We start from the raw sequence: 22463 nt of genomic DNA, 5'->3' as shown, positions 1-22463 counted from the left end.
ATGGGTGGCAATCTTCCGCCGCTGCTGCATTAACGACTCAGTTGTGTGTGAGAACGGTTTTGCGCGTGCCGTCTATTCCTGCTTACCTTCGCGACAACAGCGGTCGTTGCGGCGGCTTGACATTAGTCTGAAGCCGCTCAAGGGGCTCACCCACTACGGAATACATCTGCGAGTTCTGGACAAACGAGCCCAAACGCTTCAGGTTCGACCCCATCAAATGCCTAACCAGTCCGGTTCACGCCTGCCTCATCCGGCAGCCTCGACCTCCTTCAACGCATGGATGAAGTGGTCGTTTTCCACAGGCGAGCCGATGCTGACGCGAATATACGTCTCGAATCGGGGTTGTTTCCAGGGTTTGACGATGACGCCTCGCCGGAGCAGTGCTTCGGCCACCGGGGTCGCTTCTGTGCGTGCGTCGAAAAACAGGAAATTGCATTTCGATGGTGCAATCCGGTAGCCCATCGTCGCGAGCTCTTTCTTCATCCGTTCGCGTTCGACAAGAGCAAGCTCGACGGAACGGTTTAGGTGATCGGTATCATCAAAGGCGGCGAGGGCGGATACTTGCGCGATCGCATTGGTGTTGAACGGAGTGCGCGCACGATTGAAAAAATCGCAAAGGCTGCCGTCGCTGACAATACCATAGCCAATACGCAGGCCGGCCAGTCCGTAGGCTTTGGAGAAAGTGCGTAGCACGACCCAGTTCAAGCCCGTCACCTTCAGCACTTCGGCCGCACTTGGATAGTCGTCGCCGGCTGCATATTCCGCATAAGCCTCGTCGACCACGATGAGCGTTTCCGGATCGAGCGCGGCGACAACCTTTGCCAGTTGGAGCGGTGTCAGCCATGAGCCGACGGGGTTCATCGGGTTCGAGAACATCAGCATACGCGGCTTGCGGGCAATCGCGGCGAGAAGTGCGTCCATGTCGACGGAGAGGTCGGGGGTGACGGTGACGCGATCGACCTTTCCGCCCATCAGAGTCGTATAATCTTCATGCAAGGGGAAGGATGGATAGAGCGTCACCACAGTGTCGCCCGCGCGCACGACGGAGCGGCAAATGACGGCGATCAGATCTTCCGAGCCGTTGCCGAGGATAACCTGATTGTTCTCGACATCGAAGCTGGCAGCCAGCCGGGCGCAGAGCGCGCGGCCCTGCGGATCGGGATAAAGCCGGGCTAGTTCGCCGATGTCGGGAAAGAGCCGGCGCAGGGCGGGCGAGGGACCGAGAGGGTTCTCGTTGGAGCCGAGCTTGGCAACTTCGCCGACATGGTACTTCGCTCGCACCTCCTCGAGCGTCAGTCCGGCATTATAGGGGGCGATCGAGCGGATTTCTTCCCGTATGGGCCTTGCAGGGATTGCCATTTTACCGTCTCCATGGGGTGCCATTGCCATGTGCTATTCATAAGCCGGGATTCATGATCTGTATATATGTATAGACATGTTGTTGAGTTAATGATGTCATCCCGGTGGGGAACCAGAACAGGAGCCGTCATGACCAGCCCGATCTTCGACCTTTCCGGCCGCCGCGCTCTTGTTACGGGAGCAAGCCGCGGCATAGGGCAGTCTATCGCCCTCGCTTTGGCCGAGGCCGGTGCGCACGTGGCCGTGACCGCGCGAACGGTAGAGGGTTTGGCCGAGACCCGGGCACTGATCGAAAAGACCGGCAGGCGCGCGGTGGCGCTTGCCCAGGATGTCCGCGACGTCGAAGCCTGCGCAAGCGTCACGAGAGCAGCGGCTGAGGGTTTGGGCGGTCTCGACATCCTGGTCAACAATGCCGGGTTCGAGAATGTCCGGCCTTCCTTCGATGTAGACGAGGCGCTCTGGGAAACGATTGTCTCGACCAATCTGAAGGGCGCCTTCTTCTGTGCCCAGGCGGCGGGCCGGATCATGGCGGACGCAAACGGCGGAGCGATCGTCAATCTCTGTTCCCTGACATCCTACGTCGGCATTCCGACGGCGGTACCCTACGGCGCCTCGAAATCCGGCCTACTCGGCGTGACGCGTGCCCTGGCAACCGAGTGGGCAGCGCACAACATCCGGGTGAACGCCATTGCTCCCGGCTATTTCCGCACTGCCATGACTGAGGGCTTCTACGAGGACGAGGACTGGCAATCCCGCATGCTGGAAAAAATCCCTCAGCGGCGCTTTGGCAAGGAAAGCGACATCGGCGGTGTCGCGGTTTTCCTCTGCAGCGATGCGGCTGCCTATATCACGGGGCATTGTATTCCTGCCGACGGCGGCTACCTCGCCTCGATCTGATCCGTGCGCGAACTTGCATGAGTGCTCCGTGTGGGGTGCAAACCGTACGACGGACCCGTCTTGACTGCTTGTCATTCTGTCCGCCGCTGCCAAACTGTCAGCGGCTTTGCGCCTTCCTTTCGCACGTGCACAAATAATTGGCATATAGAATTGCAGCGCAAAAAATGCGCAATTCCGGTTGACGTTACTTGTACTAATATGTATAGACAACTAGGCGTAAAGGCTGGTGGAGTGCCTTCCCGCCGGGTCGAATAGAATAAAGCTTCGCCGCGGTCTCATCGGTTGGAGCAAGACAGGGGAATCTTATGGGCGTTGTTGCTGCTGGTCTCCGTCCGACCGGATCCGTCAATCCGATCGCTGTTTCCGTCAAGGACGTCGGCATGGCTTTCGGCGATGTTCACGCTGTTAGGAATGCCTCATTCGACCTCCCGAAGGGGCGGTTCCTGACCATTCTCGGCCCGTCCGGATCCGGTAAGACGACACTGCTGCGCATGATCGCCGGTTTCGACCGGCCGACCCACGGTGAGATCTTCATCAATGGGCGGCCGGTCAGTGCCGTGCCGCCGCACAAGCGCGCCATCGGTATGGTATTTCAGAAGCTCGCGCTTTTTCCGCATATGACGGCGGCCGAAAACGTCGCCTTTCCGCTCAAGATGCGCCGCCATGACGCGCGCACGATCCCGCAAAAGGTCGAGCGCTATCTCGATCTCGTGCGCCTTGGCGGCTACGGAGACCGACGGATCAATGAGTTGTCGGGCGGCCAGCAGCAGCGTGTCGCCATCGCCAGGGCGCTGGTGTTCGAGCCCGATCTGCTGCTGCTCGACGAACCGCTTGCCGCGCTGGATCGCAAGCTGCGCGAGGAGATGCAGCTCGAGTTCCGCCGCATCCAGAAAGAGCTCGGCGTCACCACGATCAACGTCACCCACGATCAGCGAGAGGCGCTGGTGGTTTCCGACGAGATCATCATCATGAATGGCGGAGCCATCCAGCAAAAGGCCCGGCCGGTCGATGCCTATCGCGCGCCGTCGAATGCCTTCGTTGCCAACTTCATCGGCGTGACCAATTTTCTCGAAGGAAGGATCGTCGAACTTACTTCGACGCAGGCCGTGTTTGAAACGAACGGTGTACGTCTCGTCGGCATCGCTGCCGATGCCGCTCTCGCGCCAGGTCTATCCTGCAGCGGAGCGCTTCGTGCGGAACAAATACGCATTGCGCCCATGGGCGGGCGGCTCGATGAGTTGGAAACGCTGGTCGACGGCCAAGTGGTCGATTGCATTTTCGAAGGCGATCGAGTCGTTTACGAGATCCGGGTTCCGGATCTGGCAGGCGTGCTGATGCGCGTCTTCGATCACGATCCGGAATCCCACTTGCAGTTCGGTCCGGGCGACGAGGTTCGTCTCGGCTGGAATGCAAGGGATATGCATGTCTTTCAAAAGTGACCCCCAGAAGGTCCAGCCAGAGGAGAACCTGTAATGTCGCATGAAAAGTTCCTGTCCGCGCAGATCGGCCGCCGGACGCTGCTTGCGTCCATGGCCGCGGCCGGCGCTTCGGCGGGTCTTTCGACCCTCGGCGTCAGCCGCGCCTTTGCCCAGGAGCCGGAAAAGCCGGCCGAGATCATCGTTCGCGCCTGGGGCGGCAGCTGGGTCGATGCGCTCAAGGCTGGCGTGTCCGACAGCTTTACCAAGATGACCGGGATTGCCGTCCGTCACGACCTGACCGAGGACAACGAGATCCAGCCGAAGGTCTGGGCCGCCGTTGCCCAGAAGCGCGTCCCGCCGATCCACATCAACTGGGATACGACGACGAACGCCACCAAGTCCGCTTTGCGCGGCGTGACCGAAGACCTGTCCGACCTGCCGAACCTCAAGAACGCCACGGATCTTGCAAAGCCGGTCGGCCTCGACGGCTATCCGATCGTCAACACCTACGGTTATGTCTACGTCCTCGCTTATCGCCCGTCGGCCTTCCCGAACGGCGCGCCAAAATCCTGGAAGGATCTGCTCGACCCCAAGCTCAAGGGCCGGATCGCATTGTATAACGACGGGATCGGCTTCCACTTCCCCGCACAAGTCGCCGGCGGCGGTAAACTCGAGGACATTCCCGCCAACATGCAGCCGGCCTGGGATTTCATCTCCAAGATCAAGGAGCAACAGCCGCTGCTCGGCGAGGACCCGGATTTTACCACCTGGTTCCAGAAGGGCGAGATCGACGCCGCCTGCACCATCTCGACCAATGCGCGCGAAGCCAAGAAGAACGGCATCGAGATCGCCTGGGTCGTGCCGGAGGAAGGCGCCAAGTTCGACACCGACGGCCTTTGGATACCGAAGGGTCTGCCCGAGAACGAGCTTTACTGGGCCAAGCAATATATCAACCACGCCCTGACCAAGGAAGCGCAGCAGATCTGGCTGGACGGTCTCGGCTTGCCCGGCGTCATCCCCGGCATCACGCCGCCCGCCGATCTCGTGGGCGATCCCTCCTATCCAACAACGGAGGAGGACTTCAAGCAGCTGATCCGTATCTCGGCCAAGGTACAGGTCGAGAACGAGAGCCAGTGGTTCGCCAAGTTCAAGGAAATCATGCAGGGCTGATGCCTTATCTGCCCGCCGCACCCTTGCGGCGGGCAGCCTTCTCTCGTGAAACAGGATCGTTGCCATGCGCGCTCCCCGTGCTGCATATCCCCTGACGTGGCGCGTCATGGATGTCCTCGAACGCCTTGCGGCCATCGTCTGGCCATCGAGCTTCCAGCGGGGCCTGCCCTATCTCATGCTGATGCCTGCGCTCGTGCTTGTGGGCCTTTTGGTGCTCGGTCTCGTCCAGATCGGCGACACGAGCCTGAGAACGCTCGACACCAATACCTTCCTGATGTCGGAGAGCTACACGCTCGCCAATTATCAGCGTGTTCTGACCGAAAGCTTCTTCGCGACCGTTGCCGGCCGCAGCCTTGTCGGTTCGGTGATCGTGACGGTGATCACCCTGCTGCTCGCTTTTCCATATGCCTACCTCATGGTGCGTACGCCGTCGTCCGCCCTTCGCAAATTTCTGCTGGTTGCGCTTTTCCTGCCCTTCTTCATCGGGCAGGTGGTGCGCGCCTATGGCTGGCTCATCATTCTCGGCAACCAGGGCATGGTCAACGAGGCGCTCGGTCTCGTCGGCGTGCCGCCGATACGTCTGCTCTACAACTACCCGGCGGTACTGTTCGGCCTCGTCCAGTACATGCTGCCTTTCGCGGTGCTGATGCTCGCACCGGCTCTGACCGCTATCCCGAGCGAACTCGAGGCCGCTGCCGCCTCGCTCGGCGCGGGCTGGACCCGGACATTCCGCCACATCGTTCTGCCGCTCTCCCGGCCGGGGCTGGTGGGTGCCGGTTTGGTGGTATTGACGCTGTCGCTCACCGACTTCGCCATTCCCGCCATCCTCGGCGGCGGCACGCAGGATTTTATCGCCAACGCGATATACGACCAGTTCTTCCGCACCTCCGACCAGGGCATGGGTGCCACGCTGTCGCTGATGCTCGTTGCGGTCGGGTCCATGCTCGTCGGCGTCGTCTTCATGCTGTTCGGTGCAGGTACGCTCGCCATGACGGGAGACCGCAAATGACGGGCAGCAAAAGCAAATCCTTCGTCCTGTGGGCCTTCGTCACGACTGCACTTTTGATGCTGTCCGCGCCCACGGTCGTGGTGCTCGGAGCCTCCTTCACCGCCGGCAACATCATCACCTTCCCGCCGGACGGCCTGTCGCTGAAATGGTACGGGGCGATCGCCCAGGCAAGTGACCTCAGGCAAGCTTTTGTTCGTTCGCTGATCGTTGCCACGATATGCACCCTGGTCTCGATCCCGGTCGGCACGCTCGCCGGCATCGCATTGGCCAAGTATCGGGTGCGGTTTGCCCGTTCGATCCAGATCTATCTCTTGTTGCCGTTCACCATTCCGCTGATCGGTTCCGGCATCGGCATGATGCTGGTACTCGGCAATATGGGCGTTCTGGGAAAATTGTGGCCGGTCGGGATCGCCTGCGCTGTCATCAACCTGCCCTTCATGATTTGGGCTGTGACGGCGAGTGCCAGCAATCTGTCGCCCGATCTGGAGCTGGCGGCGGCCAATTGCGGAGCCCCGCCGCTGCAACGCTTCCTCTACATCACGCTGCCGGCGGTCCTGCCGGGCGTGATCACGGGATCGCTGCTGATGTTCATTCTGGCGCTCAACGAGTTTCTGGTCAGCCTGCTGCTGGTCGACGCCCGAAGCGTGACGCTGCCGGTCCAGATCTACAATTCCATCCGCTCGATCATCACGCCGGACCTGGCCGCGATCTCGGTCGTGTTCATCGCCTGCGCCGGTCTCGCGATCGCGCTGCTCGACCGCCTGGTCGGTCTGGATATCTTCCTGAAATCGAAATGACCCTTCGGCCCCAACTGGCCAGATACAAGGACAAGACGATGACATCAGTGTCTTTCTACGAATATTCGAAGCTGAACGCCGAAGAGAAGGCCGCCTTGCTGCGCCGTTCGGAAACCGACATATCGGGCTTCATCGAAAAGGTCGCGCCGATCCTCGAAGCGGTCCGCACCGAGGGCGACAAGGCACTGGCACGCTTCGGCCGCGAACTCGACAAGGCCGATGTAACGGAAGCCAATCTCAAGGTTACGGCGGCAGAGTTCGATGCGGCCTTCAAGCTGGTTGATGCAAGTGTCCTCGAGTCCGTTCAATTCGGCATCGACAACATCCGCAAATTCCATGAGGAGCAGAAGCCAGAAGCCATGTGGCTGAAGGAGATCCGCCCCGGCGCTTTTGCCGGAGACCGCTTCACGCCCATTCAGTCGGTCGCGCTCTACGTCCCACGGGGCAAGGGCTCCTTCCCGTCGGTGACTATGATGACATCGGTCCCGGCCGTGGTTGCAGGCGTCCCGAACCTGGCCATTGTCACGCCGCCGGCGCCGGACGGTTCGGTCGATGCCGCGACGCTGGTTGCTGCACGTCTCGCCGGCGTTGAAACCGTCTACAAGGCGGGCGGCGCGCAGGCCGTTGCTGCTGTCGCCTATGGCACCGAAACGGTCAAGCCGGCGCTGAAGATCGTCGGTCCCGGCAGCCCTTGGGTGGTCGCCGCCAAGCGCTCGCTCTCCGGCGTCATCGATACCGGGCTTCCCGCTGGTCCGTCCGAGGTGATGATCCTCGCCGACGACACGGTCCATGGTGGCCTTGCCGCGCTCGACCTGCTGATCGAGGCCGAACATGGCCCGGATTCTTCCGCTTACCTCGTTACCCACAGCGGCCGCGTCGCCGAGGAGGCGCTCGCAGCCCTGCCAGAACACTGGGCGAGGATGACCGAACAGCGCACCGCCTTCTCAAAGACCGTGCTGAGCGGAAAGACGGGGGGCATCGTCCTCACTTCGTCGATTGAGGAAAGCTACGAGTTTGTCAACGCCTATGCGCCGGAGCATCTGGAGCTCCTGTCGGAACAGCCCTTCATTCATCTGGGCCACATCACCGAAGCTTCCGAAATCCTGATGGGCACCCATACTCCGGTCAGCATCGCCAATTTCTCGCTCGGGCCCAACGCCGTATTGCCAACCAGCCGCTGGGCCCGCACCTTCGGCCCGCTGTCGGTCACCGATTTCGTCAAACGCAGTTCGATCGGCTATGTCACGGCACCGGCCTATCCGGAATTCGCCAGGCATTCCCACAATCTGGCGATCTACGAGGGCTTTTCCTCGCATGCGCTTGCCGTATCGCCGGTGCGCGACGCCTATCTGAAGAAGGGCGCCTGAACCATGAAGGCGGTGCGGCTCTACGACATCAGGGACTTGCGCGTGGAGGAGGTGGCCGAATTGGCCGCGCCGCCGCCGGGTTTCGTCAACCTTGAAGTGAGGGCCGCCGGCATCTGCGGTTCTGACCTTCACAACTACCGTACCGGCCAATGGATCTCGCGACGGCCCTCGACGGCAGGCCATGAATTCTGCGGTCGCGTGACTGCAATCGGAGAGGGCGTCAGCCACCTCGTGCGGGGAGACGTCGTCTCTGCGGATTCACGGATGTGGTGTGGCACCTGCCCGGCCTGCGCGAGCGGCCGCAGCAATGTCTGCGAGACTTTGGGCTTCTTGGGCGAGGTCTGCGACGGCGGCTTTGCCGAGGCGGTGCAACTGCCGTCGCGACTGGTCTTCCGCCACGATCCCAAGCTTTCCCCGCATGTGGCCGCCATGGCCGAACCGCTGGCTGTGGCGTTGCACGCCGTGCGTCGGCTCGCCGTGCCTGACGGCGCGCCGGTTCTCGTCATGGGCTGCGGCACGATCGGCGGGTTAAGCGCCCTTCTGCTCTCCCGGTTACATCAGGGTCCGTTGCTGCTGACCGATTTGAACGCCGACAAGGCCGCCCTTGTCGCCGAGGTGACCGGCGGTGTGGTAGTTGCACTCGACGGGGCGGCGATCGAGGAAGCGTTGCCCGGCACAAGACTGCGCCATGCGCTGGATGCGACCGGCAGTATCCAGGCGATCGCGAGGGCGCTCGACATTCTGTCTGGCGGCGGAGCGCTGGCGCTCGTCGGCATCGGACACGGTAAGCTCGATCTGGACCCGAACATTCTGGTCGAGCGGGAGATTTCGCTCGTCGGCTGCCATGCGTTTGCGGGCGAGTTGCCCGAGGCCATCGAATTGCTCGCCGATCTGGCGCCGGCGCTGCAACGTTTCATTGAGGTGCTGCCGACGCTCGACGATGTGCCGGAAGCTTATGAAAGGCTGCTGCGAGGCGAGAGCAATGCGCTCAAGACGATCATCGAGGTGGCGGGCTGAACCGGATCCGTCATGTCATTCCGAATGCCGGCCCGATTTGGCGGCGGTGGAGGCAGTGAACCATGAATACGCTTTCAGATTCCGCATCGCCCCTCTACGAGAAGGTAAAGGACTTCGTCCTCGGTAACATCGGCAGCGGCAAATGGGCGCGCAACAGCCGGCTTCCCTCGGAGAACGAACTCGTTTCGGCACTCGGTGCCTCGCGCATGACCGTTCACCGGGCGCTGCGGGAACTCACCTCCGAGGGGCATCTGCGCCGCATTCAGGGGGTGGGCACCTTCGTTGCGCCGCCCAGGCCCCGGTCGACGCTGATCGAGATCAGCAACATCATTACCGAGATCAAGACGCGCGGTAGCCGGCACCGGGCCGAGGTGGTCGTGCTCGAGCGGATCGCGCGACCGGAACCGGAGCTTCTGCTCGCCTTCGAGTTCGAGACGGTGAAGCCCGTCGATCATTCCGTCGTCATTCATTTCGAGAACGACCTGCCGGTTCAGCTCGAGGAGCGCTACGTCAATCCCAATCTCGTTTCCGGCTATATCGACCAGGACTTTGCCGCAGTCGCCACCTATGACTACCTTCAGAATGCCACGCCGTTGACCGAGGTGGAGCACCTCATCAGCGCTCTGCCGGCCAATGCTGAACAGGCTCGCCTGCTGAACGTTCGCCCTGGTGACTGCTGCCTGATCCTGCACCGCAAGACCTGGACAGGGCCGGTCGTCGCAACCGTCAATACCTTCACCTATGTCGGCAGCCGCTACTCGCTCGGCAGCCGCTATCTGCACGGCGGCAAGTGACCGCCGTTCCTATGCCCTGAAAGACCCATCCGGAAAGAACGCCATGAGCCAGCCCACGAGCCGCACCGCGGAAATAAGAAAGGTCGCCAAAACCGGAGACGGCAAGGCGGAACAGTTGCTGGCCGAGCTGCTGCGTGATCTCTTCAGGATCGAGGCAAGGAACGTCGCGATCAATCACGACCAGTACAGCCTCAATTCGCTCAATGGCTTCTTCGAGACGGAGGACGGCGCCTTCTTCTTCAAGTTCCACCAGGAAGAGGGAGAAGAGGCCATGAGCGGCGAATATTATCGCGCCGACATCCTGGCGCGCGCCGGCCTGCCGGTGGACCAGCCATTGCTGATGTCGGTGCTTCCTGGCGAACAGATACTCGTCTATCGCCGACGCACCGATCCGCGTTTTTCAGATGTGCTGAGGGCATTGGACTTGAAGGACGATGCCGCGGCGAGGGGAAGGGCGGTTGAGGCCGAACGCCGGCTGAGCGAAGCCGTGCTGAAGGTCTATCTTGCCACACTGCATACGGTGGGTGCGAGGGAGGTTGCGGCCGAGCCGATCCACCGTCTGTTTTACGAAAGGCTCGTAGACCGTTCGGCAGCAAGCTATCCGGGCGGGCGCATGGCAAGCTTCTATGTCGGCAAGGACTTTGCCTTTCCCAACCTGACACTCGATTGGGAGACGCTCTCGCGCTGCCGGTTTGTGGTGAACGGCATCGAATACAGCGACAGTATCGGCGCCCTGTTCGATGCCGCGCATGAGCGGCTGAACCCCGCGCGGCTGGCGGATGCCGGGGGAGTGGTCGCGCATGGCGACGCCCACAATGCGAATGTCTGGTACGAGGAGCGCGATGGCGGGGCACACTTGTCCTTCTTCGATCCCGCCTTTGCCGGCGAGAACATTCCTGCATTGCTCGCCGAGGTGAAGACGACCTTCCACAACATCCTTGCCCATCCGCTGTGGCTCTACGATCCCGCCATGGCGGCCGGGCGCTACAAGGCAAGCGCAGTGCTTGATGGCGCTCTGCTCCGCGTTACCACCGATTTCGCGCCGAGTCCTGTCAGGCGGGCGCTTCTCGACGTAAAGGCAGAGGCACTTTGGCGTCCGCTGCTTAGCGAACTGAAGGCGCGGGGCATGCTTCCGGCCGACTGGCGCCGGGTCATCCGGCTTGGCCTTTTCCTCTGCCCAACGCTGGTGATGAACCTGCGGGCTGGCGCAACGACCCATAACGCGATTTCCTCCCTGATAGGCTTCTCCGTCGCGGTGATGGCCGGAAGCGAGCCGGTTGCGGGAGACGATTTAATTTCCCGCTTCATCGACACAATCGATCCAGACAACGGCTGACATGGCGCTGGTCAACATCGACGACTTTCGCGATCTCGCCCGGCGGCGGCTGCCGAAGATCTTTTTCGACTATATCGACGGCGGTTCCTTCGAGGAGGAGACGATGCGGGCGAATCGCTCGGACTTCTCCCGCCTAACCCTGCGCCAGAACGTGCTGGTCGAGCCGCAGCCGCAGGACCTTGCCACGGCCTATCTCGGGAAACGTCATCCCCTGCCGTTCATGCTCGGGCCGGTTGGCTTCCTCGGCCTCTATTCCGGCAAGGGCGAGGTCAAGGCCGTGCGGGCGGCGCATGCCGCGGGCATCCCCTTCTGCTTATCAACCTTTTCCATCGCCTCACTCGCCGACCTTCGGATCGTCACGGACGGGCCGCTGCATTTCCAGCTCTATGTGCTGGAGGATCGCTCGCTCTGCGAGGAATTCCTACGAGCGGCAGAATACGCCGGCGTCGACACCCTGTTCGTAACGGTCGACACCGCCATTACGGGCATTCGCGAACGGGACGTGCGAAACGGATTCCGATCGCTGACGCGGGTGACGCCGGACCTCTTCGCGCGCCTCGCGCTGAAGCCGCGCTGGCTTGCAGAGGTGGTCCTTGCCGGCATGCCGTCGGTCAGGGCCGTCGAGCACCGGCCGGAATTCGGTCGCGGCGCGCTGGAGCAGGCGGCCAATCTCTCGCGCCGAATCGACAAGACGCTGTCGTGGAAGGACATCGCCTGGCTGCGCGAACGCTGGGCGGGCAAGCTCGTGATCAAAGGCGTTCTCACGCCCGCTGATGCTGTGCGCGCTCGCGATCTCGGCTGCGATGGGGTGGTGGTTTCCAACCACGGCGGACGCCAGCTCGACGGTGCCCCGAGCACGATCCGAGCCCTGCCCAGCATTCGCGCCACCGTGGGAACCGACTTCTGCCTTATGCTTGACGGCGGTATCCGCCGCGGCGCGGACGTCATCAAGGCGATCGCACTCGGCGCAGACGGCGTGATGCTTGGCCGGGCTTATGCCTACGGCCTCTCGGCCGCCGGGCAGGCGGGGGTGGCCGAGGTGATTGCCATCCTCGAGCGCGAGATTTCGATCAGTCTTGCGTTGATGGGGATTGCCTCGGTCGAGCAACTCAAGGCTCTCGGCGCGGAAGCCGTCTCGACACTCTGACGGAGCGCCGCGCGCCGTTTTTTAGGGCCGGGCTGCTGCTGCCGCCGCCATCAACATCCGCCCCCCATCCCTTCTAATCATCACCAAGCGGCTCCTCTGCCTGCTGACCTGTCGCTTGGCAGATAAATGGGGTCTTCCTCACTTTGTGTGGTGGCGATTTTGGTCAAGCGGCAGCACGCGTGCCCTGAGCAGCTCCGGGCCAGCTCTGCCATAGATTGCACGCTTGATTGTCTTCAGGCGGTTGATTTCGCCTTCCCCCTGGCTGTTGCTCCTGGTGGCGCTGACGTTTGTGGCGGCCGTCGATGCGCCGGAGCGCTTCCGCTCATCCCGTGCGGTGGGGCCGCACTTCGGATTGACGCCGAAGAAGTGTCAGTCGAGCGAGAGCGATCATAGCGGTCGCATCTCGAAGATCGGCGATGGCAGCGTGCGAACCGCGCTCTACGAGGCGGCCAATGTCATCCTGACGCGACCGGTCAAAGGCTCCGATCTGAAGGGTTGGGCGTTGGCGGTCGCAAGACGTGCCGGCCCCAGAAAGGCGCGCGTGGCGCTGGCCCGCAAGCTGGCGGTGGTGTTGCATTGCATGCTCAGGGACAGAACCAACTTCATTGCTCATAAGGGAGCGCCAGCTCTGGCGGCTTGATCGGAGGAGACGAAGAGACAGGCTTTCGGACGGGCACAGCCATCAGCCCTCCGCAGCAAGGTCCCTTCGCCGGGACGATGGATGGGTTAGGCCGCTATGCGATCAGCAGCACGCGGTGACTGCGCTTCTAAGATTGGCCAACCGGTCCTCAGCAGACCCCATAGAGCAGCGGCTAAGCTCCGACTGGGGACAGAAGCAAGCACTCGGCGAGGGATTAAGCTCACAAGGGATTGACGCAAAGCCCGTTACAGAAGATCGCATAAAGTATCATCGGGAAACGCGGGCTGCCTTTTCTTCGTAGGGAGAAGGTGGCGGTCCGGACATGATGATACAACATACCAGATAAGATCCCATGGAGCTTCGAGTTGGCGGTGCCAAGCCGTCGGACAACAGTCCGGCGGCTAGCAAGGGCTTCAGCGATCCGCTGGACAGTCACGGCGTTCCTGGCCGGTCGAAGCAGTATCTGATACATTCTGCCTTTACGGGAACAATCGGGGGTGTTGCCATGGCCTATGTTGATTGGGCGATCAAGGGCCCCAAGATAGCATCGTGCAGTTGCGATTACGGCTGCCCGTGCGAATTCAACGGCAAGCCGACCGAGGGCCTGTGCGAAGGTCTTGAATGCATGCTTATCGAAGAGGGATGGTTCGGCGATCTGCGGCTCGATGGGCTCAAGGTTGCTGCCGTCTATCGCTGGCCTGGACCCGTGCATGAGGGCGGCGGCGTCGTACGCGGGTTCTTCGATGCCAATGCGGACCAGGCGCAGATCGATGCCCTGTTCACCATACTCGGCGGCAAGGAACAGGAGCCGACAACCGTCTTCAATATTTATGGCTCCACCATCGCCCAAGAGCTCGAGCCGATTTTCGCCCCGATCGAGTTTCACAGCGACATAGAGAAACGCACCGGCGGCTTTCGCATAGACGGCCATCTCGAACTCGAACTCGAGCCGATCAGGAATCCCGTGACCGGCGCCCCCCATCGCGCCCGCATCGTCCTGCCGGAAGGCTTCGAGTTCCGCCAGGCGGAGATCGCAAGCGGTACGTTTAATGCCAACGGCGAAATCGCAATGGGGCGGCAGAAGCGCTACGGTGCACTTTGGCGCGCCGCCTATGGGCCGTACGGCATCATCGAAGAGTGAGCAAGGGCACGCTGCAACGCACCGAAAGGAATGACGCCGGCGTTCGACCCGCCTGATGCCACTTTACGCTCAGCGTCGATGAAGGGCACGTCCGTTGACCGCGAATTGCGGAGAATGCTTGGGGTGAAACAGAGCCGCCGGCAAAGCCACAAAACGATCCTAGGGCAGGGACAGATACTCTGATGGATCCAAAGATGACCGGGAAACCCGGGAAGTGGTCGCCGGCACGGCGCGCTTAGGACGCTGTTGTCGCACCCGAAGGGTACGGCTTCAGCATCACCATAACTCAAGTGATGTCGCGTCATCCTCTCTCGGCCTGATGCCTTTAAAGGAAGCGTGCCGCAGCTTCCCGTCATCGGTCCAGGCGGGATATTCAACCTCAGCGACTAGCACGGGCTCGACGACCGCGTCGCCCTTGCGCTGTCCCGTACCTACCCAGCTCCGTCTGCACCAACGTCTATGTACCGCCCGATCGACCGAAGGTGCCCCACGATCTCCAACCTGAGGAAGTCACGGTCGCCGTAGTTATCTTCGATCTTGTCCAGCTTACGGCGTACCTTTTCCTATTCGTCGAATGACAGCTCTGCGTCTCCGAGGACGTATTTGTCGTGGCCGACCGCGCAGATGTCGCAGCCGTCTCGACGATCTCATAGACGAAGGCGGGAATGTCGCTCACCTTCATCAGCTTACGCTTGGTACTCTGCGCCATAGAGTTGCTCCCGTTCGCGGAATCGCGTCCAGAACAGGCAGCCGCCGCCTCGTCGGTAAACTCGCAAAAAATAACCACGCAAGCCCAGGTTCGTTCCCTCAAGCCGCAGATCCTCGGCCCTTTCGGGGACGCTGCTTTGCATTTGCTTTTACCGGCCTAACTCAGCTCGAAAGCCCCCGCATCATCGTCCCGGTTCGCCGCTGGCTACGTCACCATGGGTCGGTGCGCCAGCACTACGCCTGTCCCGGAAAGTTCAACGGCTACGCCTGACGCGCCGAAGCCTCTCTACCCTTCAACGACTTCGCTGATTTGCACGATGGGGGCGATGTCCGTATAGTTGGCGACGTCCGCGGCGATCTCCGAGCGGTGGGGACCCAACGCCTCCTGAAATGTCGCCAGGCTCGGCGAGTAGACGTGGCACGCCGCGACGAACTCCGGCGCGCTTCCAGGTTCGCGACCCGCAAGGCCCTTATCGATCTCGTAGCGCAGGCAGGCATCGCCGAGCCGTTCCTGGATCAGTGGCATGTGGCGGGTGCGGTAGTAGTCGTGATCGAACTTCGAGCCGCCATCGGCCGGATAATAGACGCTCATCTTGATCATGGTCGGGCTCCTGACTGAACGCCTCTCCGAGCGTCCGAGGGGCCCTTCTAGCTCACCGACTCGCAAAGCGCATCCAGATTTTGGCTGAAGCGACTTTGACACGACTGCGGAATATCAGTCACCACTCCTGCTATTTCGGAATCTGCAGAGTTTAGAGTTCTATCGCCCTCAGGCCGCTGGCTACCGCTAGAACGAGGAACCCGGCATCTGCGAGCGCGCCTTCTAACTCGATCAGGAGCAGTGCTTCGTCATCGGCAAGCAATATAGTAGCCGATTCCATGCCAGATCCTCGCGCGATGCTATCTTGCCGAACGCTGCGAGGCGCAAACAGTTCCCCCTTTGTTTGCTTGGTAAGATGGATCTACATGCCCATGCACCCGCGACGTGTAAGCGGTTCGGCGTGAATTAGGAATAATCATCGTGGCCGATACGCTCAAAATGAAGAAGCTGATCTGGGCGCCGAAAACAAATAGGGAACATACCAGTCTTTACCGCGATATCAACTGTTCGACCGATCAGGACCCACGTGCCCCGCGAAACTACGGGCCGCCGCCGGCGTTGTCATCTGTGAACATCGACGATCGGGAGGCAGACACCGCCTCGTGTCACTGGAAGGGTCCGCGACACCAATGGCTGACAATCTTTCGAAATACCGTGCCAAGCGCGATTTCAAGAAAACCAGAGAACCAAGCGGCGAGGCTCAGGTCAAGCCGTCGAACCGCCGGCGGTTCGTGATCCAGAAGCACGACGCCACCCGGCTTCACTATGATCTGCGGCTTGAACTGGACGGGGTGTTCAAGAGCTGGGCGGTGACCAAGGGCCCATCGCTCGATCCTAGTGACAAGCGACTGGCCGTCGAAGTCGAAGATCACCCGCTCGACTATGGCGACTTCGAAGGCACGGTTCCAAAGGGCCAGTATGGCGGCGGCACGGTCATGCTATGGGACCGCGGCTATTGGGAGCCAGAAGGTAGGAAGTCACCTGAAGAGGCCCTGAAGAAGGGCGACTTCAAGTTCACGCTTCATGGCAAGCGGCTGCATGGCAGCTTCGTCCTGGTGCGGATGCGCAACGATCGCGATGGCGGCAAGCGGACCAACTGGCTGCTCATCAAACATCGTGACGATTACTCCGTTGACGAGAACGGCGCGGCAATCCTGGAGGAGAACGCGACTTCCGTCGCCTCCGGCCGCAGCATGGAGCAGATCGCCGAGGGCACGGGCCGCAAGCCACGACCGTTCATGATGGCGAACGCGGATGTCGAGGCAGATGCCGTCTGGGACAGCAAGCATGGCTTGGCAGCGGAAGAGCGCAAGAAGGGGTCTCGCAGGGATGTCGCGACCTCCACGGCAGCCGACCTGCCGGATTTTATCGAGCCGCAGCTCTGCGAGACGCTTGCGCGGCCGCCGGCCAGCGACGACTGGCTGCATGAGATCAAGTTCGACGGTTATCGGATCCAGATGCGGATTGCCGACGGTAAGGTGACGCTGAAGACGCGCAAGGGTCTCGACTGGACCGCGAAATATCCAGAGATCGCCGATGCTGCGTCCGAATTGCCCGATTGCATCATTGATGGCGAAATCTGCGCCCTCGACGACAATGGCGCGCCCGATTTCGCAGCACTCCAGGCCGCGCTCTCGGAAGGCAAGACCGGCAACCTTGTCTACTTCGCCTTCGACCTGCTGTTTGATGGCGGCGAGGACTTGCGGTCGATGCGATTGGTCGAGCGGAAGAAGCGGCTCGAAGACTTCCTCGCGGCCGGGAGCGACGATCCGCGTATCCGCTACGTCGATCACTTCGAATCCGGCGGTGACGCGGTGCTCCGCTCCGCCTGCAAGCTGTCGCTCGAAGGTATCGTCTCCAAGCAGATGGATGCGCCCTACCAATCGGGCCGCACCGACACCTGGGCGAAGTCGAAATGCCGGGCTGGTCATGAGGTGGTGATCGGTGGCTATGCTACGACCAACGGCAAGTTTCGATCTCTCCTGGTCGGCGTTCACCGCGGCGATCACTTCGTCTATGTCGGCCGGGTCGGCACGGGCTTCGGCGCCGCGAAGGTCGAGCGGTTCTTTCCCAAGCTGAAGGCGTTGGAAGCATCGAAGTCACCCTTCACCGGCATCGGTGCGCCGAAAAAGGAGAAGGAAGTCACCTGGCTGAAACCGGAGCTCGTTGCCGAGATCGAGTTCGCCGGCTGGACGGCCGACGGCCTAGTTCGTCAGGCAGCCTTCAAAGGCCTGCGCGAGGACAAGCCGGCGAAAGAGGTCCAGGCCGAGAAGCCGTCACCGCCCGCCAAGACCGACACGCCCGAGCCTGGGCCGTCCGCCAAGACCAGACCGGTGCGGCGCAAGGGCGCCAAGGCCGAGGTCATGGGCGTCCTCATCTCCAGTCCCGACAAGCCACTCTGGCCGGACGCCGGCGATGGCGAACCCGTGACCAAGGAAGATCTCGCCCGCTACCATGAAGCCGTCGGAACCTGGCTCATCGATCACATCAAGGGCCGGCCCTGCTCGATCATTCGAGCGCCCGACGGCATTGGCGGCGAGCAGTTCTTCCAGCGCCATGCGATGCCAGGCACCTCCAATCTGCTCAAACTGGTGAAAGTCTTCGGGGACAGGAAGCCCTACCTTCAGATCGATCGGATCGAAGGGCTCGCGGCGATCGCCCAGATCGGCGGAATCGAACTACATCCGTGGAACTGCGAACCCGGCAAGCCGGAAGTGCCCGGCCGTCTGGTGTTCGATCTCGATCCTGGTCCCGACGTGCCGTTTGCGACAGTGGTCGCGGCCGCGCGGGAAATGCGTGACCGGCTCGACGAGCTCGGCCTCGTCAGTTTCTGCAAGACCACCGGCGGGAAGGGATTGCATGTCGTCACGCCATTCGCTGTGAATAAGCGCAAGCCTTTGTCATGGGCCGAGGCTAAGGGATTCGCGCATGACGTTTGCGAGCAAATGGCGCGCGATAATCCCGATCTTTATCTCATCAAGATGAGCAAGAGCCTCAGGGGCGGAAGGATCTTCCTCGATTATCTCCGCAACGACCGCATGGCGACCGCCGTGGCGCCACTGTCGCCGCGCGCACGGCCCGGCGCCACAGTCTCGATGCCGCTCAACTGGACGCAGGTGAAGTCCGATCTCTACCCGAAGCGGTTTACCGTCCGCACCGTGCCGGCGCTGCTTGCGAAAACCACTGCCTGGCAAGACTATTGTGATGGCGAGCGGCCGCTCGAACAGGCGATCAAGCGCCTCGGAAAATCAAGACGGGCTGCGTGAGCACCAGGGGTGCTGGCTCGGACCATGGCCGATGGACGAAGAAACGAAAGACCAATCTTCCACCTCCACCCGTGTGGGTGCGACAACCGACCTGCCGCATGACCGCATCACGCTCGCGCGGTTTCGGGAGGCGTTCCCGCGGGCGCGCTGGAGCGACAGACTGAATGCCTGGTTCGTGCCGGGTCGCACTGCCGAGAAGCGCATCAGCCGCTGGCTGGCCGAGATGGAAGCGGAGGCCGATAGATTCGCTGATGAGAAGGGCAGGGACGCATTCGCCTTCGATCCGATCGAAAGTCGCTATCTCGAGGCGACGCCCGCCACGTTACAGATCCAGACGCCCTATTCACGCACGGTCGTCAACGAGATCCGGGAAATTCCGCCCGCACGCTGGGACGCCGATCGCCGGCTATGGACCGTTCCTTACCGCTCGTTCGATGAACTGCGGAGGCGATGGCCCACGATCGAGGCGGCGGCCGAGCGCAGTGAGCCGGAAGCACGCCGGGCCCGGCGCGAGGCGATCAAGGGGACGCAACAAGACGAGGCATCCAAGGCGAGGATGAGGGAGCGCCGTCGGAAACGCTATCCCGTTCCTGCCGATGATGCTCCGCCCTCCGACCGCGCCATCGGCACGCATGTCGGCGTGGTCTTCTTCCTCGGCACCGACGGCGAGCTGGCCGATCCGGCGACAGTCACCGCGTTCTACTTCCCCGCCGCAAATAGCGAGGAATATGTCTGGGCGTCGTGGCGATTGGGTTCCCTGGAAGAACTGGTGACGACCTGGCCTGCCCGAACGCCGCCGAACGAGCACGAGCTCGAACGGGGCTGGTGGATACCTGATCTGGGGGAACTGCGGATCGCGCGGCGCGACGCCCAGTCCAGGCGTCGGGCCAGAGAGCGCAAGGAGAAGGGAGAATGCTCCCGGTGAAAGACCAGCAGACAGCGCTTGAGGAGTTCCGAAGCCTGCCGCCCATCGCGCCGCGCGAACTGGTCGGGCTGTGGAAAGGACACGGCATCCCGACGGGGCATCCATTCGACGGTGTGCTCGAAAATCTCAGCTGGTTCGGCAAACGGTTCACGCCCGACATGCGCGTCGATGCCTTGCTGTTTCGATCGGGGGACCGGAGGCTGGTTGCCATTGATCCGAAGTGGATCCCGCTTCGGCTGGCGTTGCGTTTTCATGAAGTTGGCAGGATGCGCGTCGCGCGAAACCTGTTTTCCTACCTGCAACGCGGGCTGCGGGCGAAGGGTCCGGTCGCTTCCTCGAAGACAATGGTGTTTGGCGGCGTCGAGAGCGCGGCCATGGTCTATGACCACCAGCCGATCGTCGACCACTTCCGGCGGATCCATGCGGACAGGATCATGGGCGCGATGACCATCAGGAATGACGAGCGGATCTATTTCTTCGAACTCCAGCGTGTCGACGGACCTTGAAATGCGCGCAGCCGGCCATCATCTATCGCTCACCACCCGTATCGATGATCGCCTTGCCGAGCAGCTTGTCTGCCGCGGTCGTCCGGGTCCGACAGGGCGCTCCCCGCAAGGGTCGACCGCCCTGTTCTTTTGTCAGTCGGGTTTTCCTAAAGCTCGGTGGCGTCATACTGAGAACCATTTCCGTTCCTAAGGGTTCGCCACGTCAGGAGGTCCAAGCTATGAAGCCTGAACAATTCCTTGAACGCTGGAAATCGGAGCATATCGACAGCGGCACGCAGCAGAGCGACGCGACGAGGCTGGTTGAGGATCTTCTCGCTGATGCGGAGAAGGAGGGCATCAGCCGCGACATGCTGGTGGACGCGGCCGGCGGCGGGCTCGTCAACTATATCGTCGGCGCTATCAAAGAGGCGGTCGAGGAGGAGCTCTGGTAGCGAGTCATTCGTGGCCGGCTCGCCACCCTGCCTTTCAGAGGATCGCCCGTTCGCTCATGTCAAACACCGCGGCATTGTCCTGAACCTCGCGAAGGCCCTTGTAGGATGCGTGGCGCAGGCTCCCGTCATGGGTCCAGCCACGAAACTCGATCTCCGCGATCAAGGTCGGCTGGGCGAACACCAGGTTCTTGCCCTTGAGCGGCACGGCCGGTTTACTTGTCTTCAGCCGGTCGAGCGTCTTGCGCAAATACTCGGCATCCTTCGTATTAAACCCGGTTCCGACGGAGCCGACGTAAATCCAGTCATGTCCTTTGCGACCGGCGAGAAGCAGGCTGCCAAGCCCTCCGCGGGCGGTCAGCGATTGCTCGTAGCCGACGATCATGAAGCTTTCGCTCTGGAGGCATTTTATCTTCAGCCAGTCGCCGGTGCGGCCGGAGCGATAGGGCCAATCCCGATGCTTGGCGATGATCCCCTCGAGGCCCATGGAGCAAGCCTTCTCGAGAAGTGCGCCATCCCCGAACACTTCCTCGGACGACTGGATCGCGCCAGTGGGGCCGTCGAGAAAGCCCTCAAGCAGGTGCCGGCGCACGGAGAGTTCGGTGCCCGACAGGTCGTGGCCATCGAAATAGAGCAGGTCGAAAGCGAAAAACACCGACTCCGTCGACGAACGCTTGCCACCGCGTCCGCCGAGCGAGCGCTGCAGCGCCCCGAAATCGGACCGTCCTTCCTCATCGAGCACGACGGCCTCGCCATCGAGGATCGCGGTCCCGACACCGAGCTTGCTGGTGGCTTCGGCGATTGCCGGGAAACGATGCGTCCAGTCGTGACCGCCGCGAGTGATGATCCTGACACCTTTCGGCTCGATATGGATTGCCAGGCGATAGCCGTCCCACTTCACCTCGAACACCCAATCCGGGCCTTTCGGCGGGACCGGCTTCAGGAGCGCCAGGCACGGCTCGATGCGCTCGGCCATCGGGTCGAACGGAAGATTGGGTTGTGCCGGATCGCGCGGCCGGGCCGGTTTGGACTTGGCGACGGAATCGTCCTGCAGCAAAGGTTTGGCACGACGGCTCATTTGGTCGCCCGTTTCTCAGCCGCGACTGATTTCCGCAAGGCATCCATGATGCTGACAACATTGCTCGGCGACGACGAAGGTGCTGTCTTGCCCTGGGCCTTCTGCGGCTTCAACGCCTTCTTCTTGGCTGCGATGATTTCGAGCAGCCGTTCCTGGACCGGGTCGGCGACCATTTTCGGGGTCCAGTCCTTGGTCTGCTTTTTGATCAACTGCTGGACGAGCGGCATCATCTCGGAATCGGCCTGTTCATCGCCGATCGCCTCGAAATAGCTGTCTTCATCGCGAACTTCGTCTCCGTAGCGCAGCGTCCACAGAACGATACCCTTACCACGTGGCTCGAGCATGACGGCACGCTCGCGGCGTGAGATCACTAGCCGGGATATGCCGACCATGTTCTGCGCCTCCATCGCGTCGCGGATCACGGAAAATGCCTCCTGTCCGACAGGATCGTTGGGCGAGAGACAATAGGGTGTATCGAGCCAGATCCACTCTATGCTATCGCGCGGCGTGAATGTGGAGATGTCGATCGTCTTGGTGCTTTCGAGAGCAACGTTCTCAAGCTCCTCGTCTTCGAGAATAACGTATTCGTGCTCCCCTCGCTGATAGCCCTTCACCTCATCCTCTTCCTTGACCTCCTTGCCGGTCACGGAGTCGACGTAGTGGCTGACGACGCGGTTTTGGGTCTGGCGATTGAGGGTATGAAAGCGGACCTTCTCGCTTTCGGAGGTCGCCGGCATCATCTGCACCGGACAGGTGACGAGTGAGAGTTTGAGATAGCCTTTCCAATAGGGACGCAGGGCCATGGCGACCTCCGATCAACTGGCTCGCCGCGCCGGCGCCTGGGCCTGCTTTGCTTTCG

At 61.7% G+C, this 22463-nt stretch carries 19 protein-coding genes and 4 pseudogenes; 16 read left to right on the top strand and 7 right to left on the bottom strand.

Annotation, left to right across the window (positions count from 1 at the left end):
• Positions 1-246 precede the first annotated feature (246 nt).
• Positions 247-1359, bottom strand: coding sequence for a histidinol-phosphate transaminase (locus PZL22_RS26910; protein WP_003526868.1), 1113 nt, complete (start codon positions 1357-1359; stop codon positions 247-249).
• Between the two features lie 129 nt (positions 1360-1488).
• Between PZL22_RS26910 and PZL22_RS26905 the strand changes: the two genes are divergently transcribed.
• The 12 genes and pseudogenes from PZL22_RS26905 (at position 1489) to PZL22_RS26850 (ending at position 14092) form a co-directional block, all read left to right on the top strand.
• Positions 1489-2256 (top strand): SDR family NAD(P)-dependent oxidoreductase, encoded by a 768-nt coding sequence (locus PZL22_RS26905; RefSeq protein WP_003526867.1) that lies wholly within the window; start codon positions 1489-1491, stop codon positions 2254-2256.
• Positions 2257-2561: 305 nt separating this feature from the next.
• Positions 2562-3695 (top strand): ABC transporter ATP-binding protein, encoded by a 1134-nt coding sequence (locus PZL22_RS26900; RefSeq protein WP_127701948.1) that lies wholly within the window; start codon positions 2562-2564, stop codon positions 3693-3695.
• A gap of 33 nt (positions 3696-3728) precedes the next feature.
• Positions 3729-4844, top strand: coding sequence for an ABC transporter substrate-binding protein (locus tag PZL22_RS26895; protein ID WP_010967208.1), 1116 nt, complete (start codon positions 3729-3731; stop codon positions 4842-4844).
• 64 nt (positions 4845-4908) lie between these two features.
• Positions 4909-5853: an ABC transporter permease gene (locus PZL22_RS26890; protein ID WP_003526864.1), complete on the top strand. Its 945-nt coding sequence runs from the start codon at positions 4909-4911 to the stop codon at positions 5851-5853.
• Complete coding sequence (locus PZL22_RS26885; protein WP_010967209.1) at positions 5850-6650, top strand: ABC transporter permease; 801 nt, start codon at positions 5850-5852, stop codon at positions 6648-6650. The genes PZL22_RS26890 and PZL22_RS26885 overlap by 4 nt, the downstream gene beginning before the upstream one ends.
• Complete coding sequence (gene hisD, locus PZL22_RS26880) at positions 6647-8017, top strand: histidinol dehydrogenase (protein ID WP_010967210.1); 1371 nt, start codon at positions 6647-6649, stop codon at positions 8015-8017. Before PZL22_RS26885 ends, hisD begins: the two co-directional genes overlap by 4 nt.
• Positions 8018-8020: 3 nt before the next feature.
• Positions 8021-9034 (top strand): zinc-dependent alcohol dehydrogenase, encoded by a 1014-nt coding sequence (locus tag PZL22_RS26875; protein WP_010967211.1) that lies wholly within the window; start codon positions 8021-8023, stop codon positions 9032-9034.
• Positions 9035-9096: 62 nt separating this feature from the next.
• Positions 9097-9828: a histidine utilization transcriptional repressor HutC gene (hutC, locus tag PZL22_RS26870; RefSeq protein WP_127701398.1), complete on the top strand. Its 732-nt coding sequence runs from the start codon at positions 9097-9099 to the stop codon at positions 9826-9828.
• Between the two features lie 43 nt (positions 9829-9871).
• The gene (locus tag PZL22_RS26865; protein WP_088239350.1) at positions 9872-11164 is read left to right on the top strand and encodes a hypothetical protein; all 1293 of its coding nucleotides are present in this window, start codon (positions 9872-9874) and stop codon (positions 11162-11164) included.
• A 1-nt stretch (position 11165) separates the two neighbouring features.
• A complete protein-coding gene (locus PZL22_RS26860) occupies positions 11166-12311 on the top strand; it encodes an alpha-hydroxy acid oxidase (RefSeq protein WP_127701400.1) in 1146 nt (381 codons plus the stop codon).
• A 271-nt stretch (positions 12312-12582) separates the two neighbouring features.
• Positions 12583-12951 (top strand): annotated as a pseudogene (locus PZL22_RS26855) (transposase); the annotation flags it as partial.
• Between the two features lie 352 nt (positions 12952-13303).
• Positions 13304-14092, top strand: coding sequence for a DUF1326 domain-containing protein (locus tag PZL22_RS26850; RefSeq protein ID WP_010967216.1), 789 nt, complete (start codon positions 13304-13306; stop codon positions 14090-14092).
• Between the two features lie 276 nt (positions 14093-14368).
• Here PZL22_RS26850 and PZL22_RS26845 read toward each other — a convergent pair.
• From PZL22_RS26845 to PZL22_RS26830, 4 genes and pseudogenes are all read right to left on the bottom strand, one after another.
• Positions 14369-14515 (bottom strand): annotated as a pseudogene (locus PZL22_RS26845) (ATP dependent DNA ligase); the annotation flags it as partial.
• Between the two features lie 8 nt (positions 14516-14523).
• Positions 14524-14801: pseudogene (locus PZL22_RS26840) on the bottom strand (hypothetical protein).
• Between the two features lie 285 nt (positions 14802-15086).
• The gene (locus PZL22_RS26835) at positions 15087-15401 is read right to left on the bottom strand and encodes an EthD family reductase (protein ID WP_010967217.1); all 315 of its coding nucleotides are present in this window, start codon (positions 15399-15401) and stop codon (positions 15087-15089) included.
• A gap of 110 nt (positions 15402-15511) precedes the next feature.
• Positions 15512-15681 (bottom strand): annotated as a pseudogene (locus PZL22_RS26830) (response regulator); the annotation flags it as partial.
• A 349-nt stretch (positions 15682-16030) separates the two neighbouring features.
• Between PZL22_RS26830 and ligD (PZL22_RS26825) the strand changes: the two are divergent.
• The 4 genes from ligD (PZL22_RS26825) to PZL22_RS26810 all read left to right on the top strand — a co-directional run bounded on the left by ligD (PZL22_RS26825) (position 16031) and on the right by PZL22_RS26810 (position 20529).
• The gene (ligD, locus tag PZL22_RS26825) at positions 16031-18667 is read left to right on the top strand and encodes a DNA ligase D (RefSeq protein ID WP_284718783.1); all 2637 of its coding nucleotides are present in this window, start codon (positions 16031-16033) and stop codon (positions 18665-18667) included.
• Between the two features lie 31 nt (positions 18668-18698).
• The gene (locus tag PZL22_RS26820; RefSeq protein WP_127701403.1) at positions 18699-19592 is read left to right on the top strand and encodes a hypothetical protein; all 894 of its coding nucleotides are present in this window, start codon (positions 18699-18701) and stop codon (positions 19590-19592) included.
• Positions 19580-20098, top strand: a complete 519-nt coding sequence (locus PZL22_RS26815) for a DUF4334 domain-containing protein (RefSeq protein ID WP_010967221.1) — start codon at positions 19580-19582, stop codon at positions 20096-20098. The genes PZL22_RS26820 and PZL22_RS26815 overlap by 13 nt, the downstream gene beginning before the upstream one ends.
• Positions 20099-20316: 218 nt before the next feature.
• Entirely contained in the window at positions 20317-20529 is a 213-nt protein-coding gene (locus PZL22_RS26810) for a DUF768 domain-containing protein (protein WP_041169950.1), read from the top strand.
• Between the two features lie 34 nt (positions 20530-20563).
• On the opposite strand, the gene ligD (PZL22_RS26805) is transcribed toward PZL22_RS26810, so the two are convergent.
• Both ligD (PZL22_RS26805) and ku read right to left on the bottom strand, forming a co-directional pair.
• The gene (ligD, locus tag PZL22_RS26805; RefSeq protein WP_127701406.1) at positions 20564-21604 is read right to left on the bottom strand and encodes a non-homologous end-joining DNA ligase; all 1041 of its coding nucleotides are present in this window, start codon (positions 21602-21604) and stop codon (positions 20564-20566) included.
• Entirely contained in the window at positions 21601-22407 is an 807-nt protein-coding gene (gene ku, locus PZL22_RS26800) for a non-homologous end joining protein Ku (protein WP_010967224.1), read from the bottom strand. The genes ligD (PZL22_RS26805) and ku overlap by 4 nt, the downstream gene beginning before the upstream one ends.
• Positions 22408-22463 lie beyond the last annotated feature (56 nt).

This window comes from Ensifer meliloti (genome assembly GCF_030064585.1).
Taxonomy (GTDB): Bacteria; Pseudomonadota; Alphaproteobacteria; order Rhizobiales; family Rhizobiaceae; genus Sinorhizobium; species Sinorhizobium meliloti.
The sequence above is the reverse complement of the archived record's forward strand: the minus strand, read 5'-3'. Positions and strand labels throughout refer to the sequence as shown.